Raw genomic sequence first — 6,551 nt, forward strand, 5'->3', positions numbered from 1 at the left:
GTTTCATCGGCATCGAACAGCACCCAAGTATAGGGAAGCGCCGTAACGGTAGAAGACATACAACTCCCAAAAAATAAAAATCCAGCGGCCCGCGCTAACACACATCAAACCACATTCAGCATTCAGCGCGGCCGACAAAACCACCCGTGCGCGTCAAACACTTGCTTCAGCAACTTCTAGCTTCCTTTCTCCAACAAAAAAGATGTCTTTATCTAAACGCTGCTCAATGAGTTGAGTCATTAGCTTTTCGTAAATCCCGAGCTGTTCCATCGCCAGATACATCCCAATACTCGCAATCAAAGTTGTCGCGAATATATCACATAACAACTTGATCCAAATTGTAAATTGCGATGAATCGAATGGCCTTGCCTTTTACGACAGAGAGTAAATACTGCTTGAGCGTTAAACTCATCGCTCACTGACGACATCGGTCGTCATTCCACGCGGCAACGATGTCCGGCAGCGACTCATTGAGCTGCCACCAAGCTAAACTTGCCGCCATTTCTCACTCGGCAATAAGTCCCTCGTACTTCGGCCGCCGGCGTCGGCTTTTACTAAAAAGCCTTGCTCGACCATTTGCGCAAGATGACGGGTGGTGGTGGCGCGGCTCACCTTAGCGACTTTTTGGTACTGGCTACTACTCATCCCTAATTCAAAATCGCCATCTAACATCCGATTGAGCTGCTTGGCTGTGAAGTGCTATTTTCTTCACATAATGAGTCGATTAACAAACCTATTCGCCTCAAAAAATGAGGCAAATAATACAGATAATCGCCTCATCTAGCCCAACAGCTTATAGAGTAAAGGAAATTATGGCTGTTAATATGCACCCGCAGGACGGTGCAGACACACCAACAATAAGCTTTGCGCTACCAAAACCTGTGGGCTGGGATATACTGCCGGCGTTGATAAGCGTTCATAGTAAAACCCAATTTGCACACCCATCACCACAACCACACTGACGAGAATATGCAGAGTCCACGCCATGCCTGATACCGTAAATACTGCCCCTTTCCATTCTCAGGTCCATACCAATACCGGTGATGCGCAACCTACTGAGCTGCTGCGAGATTCAACGAAACCAAGCTCGACTAAACCAAGTTCAATCAAGCCAAGTGCATTCAGGCCAAGCTCAACCAAGCCTAATGCCATCATGCCTGAATCGGTGGCTGCCGAGCAAAAACAGAAGGTTATTTTTATCGGCTTGCCGCGCACGGGGACGACCAGCGTAAGCGTGGCATTATTAGAGCAAGGCTTAAAAGTGGCGCACATGGCGTTTACCAAAGCCGCCTTTATGCAGGCAGATGCGATTTCTGATGCGCCTTGCTTTAGCGATTTCAAGCAGTTAGATAAACTCTTCCCCGAGGCCAAGTTTGTCTATATTGAGCGCGAGCTAAGCGTTTGGCTACCGTCGATGCAGATGTTACTCAGTCGAATGCTGCCACATTTGGATGCAAAAACCGGCCGATTCCACCCAATCATGAAGCGCAGTTTTCGCCATACCTTCGGTGTAGGCATCGTCGAAAACCCGCAAGATGAACAGCATCTTAGCGATTGTTATCAACGCCATAAAACAGAGGTTTTCGACTACTTTGGCCACCGAGACGATTTGTTAACGATCGATGTTAGCCAACAAGGTGCCCTCGGCCAGCTATTAAGGTTTATGGGATTAGCGAGCAGCGACAACCACAATTTGAGTTTTCCTAAGCTGAATGTCGGCCGCAATGTGGCCAGTTGGGATGAATATAAACACCCTAACAAGATCAGCGCCAATGCTGCGGGGCCAGACAAACGTCAGTTTTTTGATTATAAGATGTGAGGCTTGCGCGCCCCACTGCTCGTGACTAATCAGTATTCTTGCGGCGTTTCACTACGGTAAGCCAATCGAGACTCACGCCTGAAATGGCATTAAAACCGCGGATCCTAAACACCAATTCCAGCAATTTTGGCCGCGGGCGGATCTTCGGCTCCACCGAACGCGGAATAAACCACAGCGTCACTAAAGTGCGCATGCACGTCGAAACCAAGAACACCACAAATATGGGGCTTTCAAGCCAACTGCCCCAACCTGACCATGCTAAAAAATCCGCCGCATGGGTGGCGATCGTGCCCCCGACCATGGCTCCAACAAACACTAACCCGGCACTGAGCGCCGCCTGCAGCGCCGCATAGGCGGCAAAATCACTGCGAAAGGGGCGGATGTCATACAGATAATTGGCGGTACTTAAGGTAAAACCGCTCCAAGCAAGGCCCGAAAACGCTTGGAGGAGCAAGATATAACCGTAGTGAGTTGAAAATAGCCACAACAAGGGCAGGCTCGGGATCAGGCTGCTGGTGATAATCATCACCAAGCGGTTGCCGTATAAGTCGCTAAATCGGCCCCAAAATGCCAAGGTCATAAACTGAGTCACAATGGAGGCGACACTGGCTAGCACAAACTCAAAATAGCTAAACTTTAGCTCCTCTAACATGTATACCGCGAAAAAAGGCGCCGAGATGGCCGTCATCGCCTGCATTCCCGCAACAAATAAGCTGTACTGGCGAAACACCTTATCCTGCCACGCTTGGCGAAATTGCCTGAGAGATTGCACAAATACACCCGGCTGCTTTGGCAAATGCGGCTCCGGGTCATGCATGTTAAGCAGCAACCAAGCCGATACCCAGCGCCCCATCGCCGCCATTGAAAACAACAGCGTAAAGCCTAGCCACGCCATCTGCTGCGAATCCGTAAACGTGAGGATACCGCCACCGACAAAAAACACACTTAAAGAGGCGGCCATGGTCAAACGGGTGCGCGCCGCAAAAAATGCCCCACGGCGGCGCTCGGGCACAATCGAGCCCATCCACGCCCGCCAGTGGGGCTGAATAAGGTTAATAAACCCATGATAAAAAACGGCTAATGCGATAAATACCCACACAGCATGGGCGGGAGCAAACGCCGCAAGGGCGCCCATCGCCATCACCACTCCCGCCTGCATTGCAGCACAAAAAACAATAAAGCTGCGGCGGGAAAAATGGCTCGCAAGCCATACCGAAAACAGTTGCGTGAATGCCCCAAAAAGTTGTGGCAAACCAGTCACAAACCCCATTTGCGCTAAGGTTGCGCCGAGAAAAATGGCATAGGCATTGAAAAAATTATCGCTGGTGGCCGTCATCATTGAGGAGGCAACCGCCTCCTGCTGCGAGCGGCGCAGGGTGCCCCTTAACCAAGTATTACGTTCATACCGTGGGGTTTTTAGGATGATATCCGGTGCAACAGGTAAGCTCATACCACACACAAATCCCTATGATGTTAAGCGCATTTCTGTAATGCCGATTATGTCGTATCGTGTTGAAAAACAAAACGCCCCAATTCAATTGGGGCGTTTTTAACTCATCAAACAACCGTAAAACACGCGTTAAGCTGAGCTTCTTGGTCGAGCAGACTTTGGTATAAGGTAAATTGATTGGCCGCCCGGTCCAAATTATGGCCTTCACGGTGAACATGGAAATACACATCACCGTTAAGGTGGTCAGTTAAAAAACGCACGCCGATCATCAAACAAATTACCCGCGCGCCGAGCCACAGGCTGCGCTTTTCAACCTCGGTCAACACCTCGCCCAGCTCACTTAAATAGCCACGACAAATCGCGGCAAAAATAGACGGGCGCACGCTGACATTGGCAAGTTCGGTGGAGTCCTCCGCCTCTGGCGAGCAAAACGTGCGCACCATATCGCCAAAGTCATACATCAGATACCCCTTCATACAGGTATCTAAATCGATGATCGCCATACTCGACATGTCGCGCTTATCAAATAGCATGTTATTGATTTTAGTGTCGTTATGGCAAATCCGCAGTGGAAGTTGCGGGGTGATTTCGGCTAATTCATCCAATAACGACTGTTGCGATAACGCATAATCCACCCATTGACGGCACGCATCTAAGCGCTTGGCTTTATCCTGCTGCACCGCTTGGCGCAGCATATCCATACGCCCAGGCAAGTGATGGAACTGCGGGATCACATCCTCAAGTTCAGTGGCATCAAAGTCACTTAATGCGCTGGCAAAATGGCCAAAAGCCTTGGCAGCCATTTCAGCTTGCGTTTCAGACTTCACCACTTCGATACTTAAACTATGTGGCAAGTAACTGATAGCACGCCAAAAACCCTGCTCACCTAAATCGATAGCCAGCTCGCCCTCTTGCGTTAAGCAAGGGCTCACCACCTTCAGGCCATACTGCTGTTGCAGCGCTTTAGCACATAAATGGTGGCTGATTTTATCGGCATTACTGACCAAGGCCTGCGGCGTCTTAAACACTTGGGTATTAATCCGTTGCAGCACCAACTCCCCAGAAGGCCAACGCACTAATAAGGTATCGTTAATATGGCCATTGCCTAACGCTGAGATTTTGGCCTCTTGCGCCTCAATCCCAAAATGCGGTAATACTGACTGCCTGATGAGTTTAATCACTCAATAACTCCATTAATTTCTGTTTTACCCAGACAGCGTCTTGGGGATAGGTCACCCCGAGCCAAGGCTCGCTGGCCACATCAACACGCACCGCCTGCCCTTGCGCAATCGCGGCCTGCACCACCGCAGGCAAATAGCATTCCGCTTTCGGCAATTGCCCCTGCTGTTCGATAAATACGGTTAATTCCTGTTTAATCACATCAAATATGCTGGGCGAAAAGCCCCAACAGGTCATAGAGACCAAAGACTGCGGCGAAAGCGGGGCCAATCCCTTTGGGCCTTCGCCAATAAGACCATCATCTTGGGTGTGAATATTTAACCATTCGGCGACCGAATGCAGCAGCCCTTGCTCAACATGGCATAAGCCACGGTTGACGCCGCCATGCTCAGATAGCGTCAGCGCTATAGGATACGCCACCATCATCCACTCATGGGGTCTGGCGGTTAGGCCTGTTGCCAAAGAGACAAAGGCACTGTCACCGTAAAAATCATCGGCGTTGATTACCGCCATCGGGCCTGTCACCCAGTCGCGGGCACACCAGAGCGCATGCGCCGTCCCCCAAGGCTTTACACGATGACGGAGATCCGTCAGCGTTGCTGCTGGCGGCAAATCACTTAATGATTGATAACAAAAATGGTATTCAAAGTTTGCCGGTAAATATTGCGTCAATATCGCGGCAAGTTCGGCCTCAAGCTCAGGGCGGATCACAACTACAGCACGCTGAAATCCGCTGCGAATAGCCGATAGCATCGATAACACCAACATGGGTTCGCCCGCTGGGCCAAGGGCGGCTAACTGTTTATCGCCGCCAAAACGGCTACCCAGCCCCGCCGCCATAATGACTAAGGTCAATTCTGTATTCATGTTGGATGACAATATTCTGTTGATCTTAAAGTGTTTCTGTCGCAGGGCGATAGCGGATGACTCCAGCCGGCCCAACAAGAGAAAAGAGGAGCAAAAGTGTAATCTACCCCTCCGATTGTGGCTAGAGTGTGGCGATGATTATTGCGCTAAATAATTCGCAAAGGTGCGATTTTGCTCAAGCACGGCTTGGCTGCCCTTTAAACTGAACTTATAACCACACAACCCCAGGCTACCACGACGGGCGAGATCGACAATAATCCCCGCCGTATCTAACGGCGAGAACCGCGCTTCAGTCGCGGAATCGGCCGTCAAATCCACCGTCACAGGGCGATACTCAGTGCCATTGTTAAACACTAAGGTTCGGCAGGTTTTATCTCCCTTGGCGGTAGCAAGCGACCAAATGTTATGGGCCTGACCGGTTTCACCGAGCCAGCGCATGATAAACACCTCGCCCTCAAGGGCAACAGAAAACCCATCCGGCATTTCAAGGGTCTGCCGATTGCCGACAGCGGGCGCCACGGGCACCGCATTCACCACGCTCTGCGCCGCAGTATCTGTATCACTGCTTGGCCATACCCCCCAAATCAAGGCAAATGTCCCCAGCGCGCCTAAGCCAAGACCAACAAGACGCCGATGACGCGGGGATAACTGCACAAGGTAAGACAAGGCCGTTTTAGGCAACACCAACACCCTTTTGGGCAACACCAGATAGCGGCGATAAGGCGCGAGCTTTTCAAGTAAGCCGCGAATGAGCTCCGTCATCGAGCCGGATTCTTTATCCTCAGCCCGGCGACGGCGCACCTCTTCGGCATCATCGCCATCCTCAAGCTCTTGCGGCTCAGCATGGCGATCTTCTGAGTCAATCCGCCACTCCACCTCATCCGCGGCTCGCGATGCACGGCGCACAGGCTCATCGGTCCTCTGCTCGGCAAAAAGCGGCTCAATAAAAGCGGACTCAACGCGGCTCGGATGAGTCGCCTCAGCCGAGCCATCAATAATGGCGTCTTGCACCATCAGCTCAACAGATGATGGCGCCATGCGAGTCAACGCATCAAATCGCAGCTCATCACGGCGCAGGATTTGGGCATCACGATCACCAACAACCGCTTCAATATCAATCGCTTCAACATCAGCCGCCTTGCGAGCATGCGCTTCAATCGCGCTTGCCTTCATATCGACCGCGGCGTGCGCCTCCACGGGGGCCGTACGAGTCTGGCCTTGAGCGGCGTGCCCCGC

The 6,551-nt window shown here is 51.4% G+C and carries 6 protein-coding genes and 1 pseudogene; 1 reads left to right on the forward strand and 6 read right to left on the reverse strand.

Annotated features, from left to right (window positions below):
• Positions 1–486: 486 nt before the first annotated feature.
• Together ACRCZA_RS06550 and ACRCZA_RS06555 are read right to left on the reverse strand one after the other, a co-directional pair.
• Positions 487–690: pseudogene (locus tag ACRCZA_RS06550) on the reverse strand (DUF4172 domain-containing protein); the annotation flags it as partial.
• 129 nt (positions 691–819) lie between these two features.
• Positions 820–987 (reverse strand): hypothetical protein, encoded by a 168-nt coding sequence (locus tag ACRCZA_RS06555; RefSeq protein WP_438673651.1) that lies wholly within the window; start codon positions 985–987, stop codon positions 820–822.
• Between ACRCZA_RS06555 and ACRCZA_RS06560 the strand changes: the two genes are divergently transcribed.
• Complete coding sequence (locus ACRCZA_RS06560) at positions 986–1,819, forward strand: sulfotransferase family protein (RefSeq protein WP_438673652.1); 834 nt, start codon at positions 986–988, stop codon at positions 1,817–1,819. The two genes, ACRCZA_RS06555 and ACRCZA_RS06560, sit on opposite strands and share 2 nt — an antisense overlap.
• A gap of 25 nt (positions 1,820–1,844) precedes the next feature.
• Here ACRCZA_RS06560 and ACRCZA_RS06565 read toward each other — a convergent pair whose 3' ends face one another.
• The 4 genes from ACRCZA_RS06565 to ACRCZA_RS06580 all read right to left on the reverse strand — a co-directional run.
• Complete coding sequence (locus ACRCZA_RS06565; protein WP_438673653.1) at positions 1,845–3,269, reverse strand: MFS transporter; 1,425 nt, start codon at positions 3,267–3,269, stop codon at positions 1,845–1,847.
• A gap of 107 nt (positions 3,270–3,376) precedes the next feature.
• A complete protein-coding gene (locus ACRCZA_RS06570) occupies positions 3,377–4,450 on the reverse strand; it encodes a phosphotransferase enzyme family protein (protein ID WP_438673654.1) in 1,074 nt (357 codons plus the stop codon).
• Entirely contained in the window at positions 4,443–5,315 is an 873-nt protein-coding gene (locus ACRCZA_RS06575) for a nucleotidyltransferase family protein (RefSeq protein ID WP_438673655.1), read from the reverse strand. The genes ACRCZA_RS06570 and ACRCZA_RS06575 overlap by 8 nt, the downstream gene beginning before the upstream one ends.
• A 138-nt stretch (positions 5,316–5,453) precedes the next feature.
• A partial coding sequence (locus tag ACRCZA_RS06580) for a hypothetical protein (protein ID WP_438673656.1) occupies positions 5,454–6,551 on the reverse strand: 1,098 nt, incomplete at its 5' end.

The organism is Shewanella sp. (assembly GCF_051658185.1).
Lineage (GTDB): Bacteria > Pseudomonadota > Gammaproteobacteria > Enterobacterales > Shewanellaceae > Shewanella.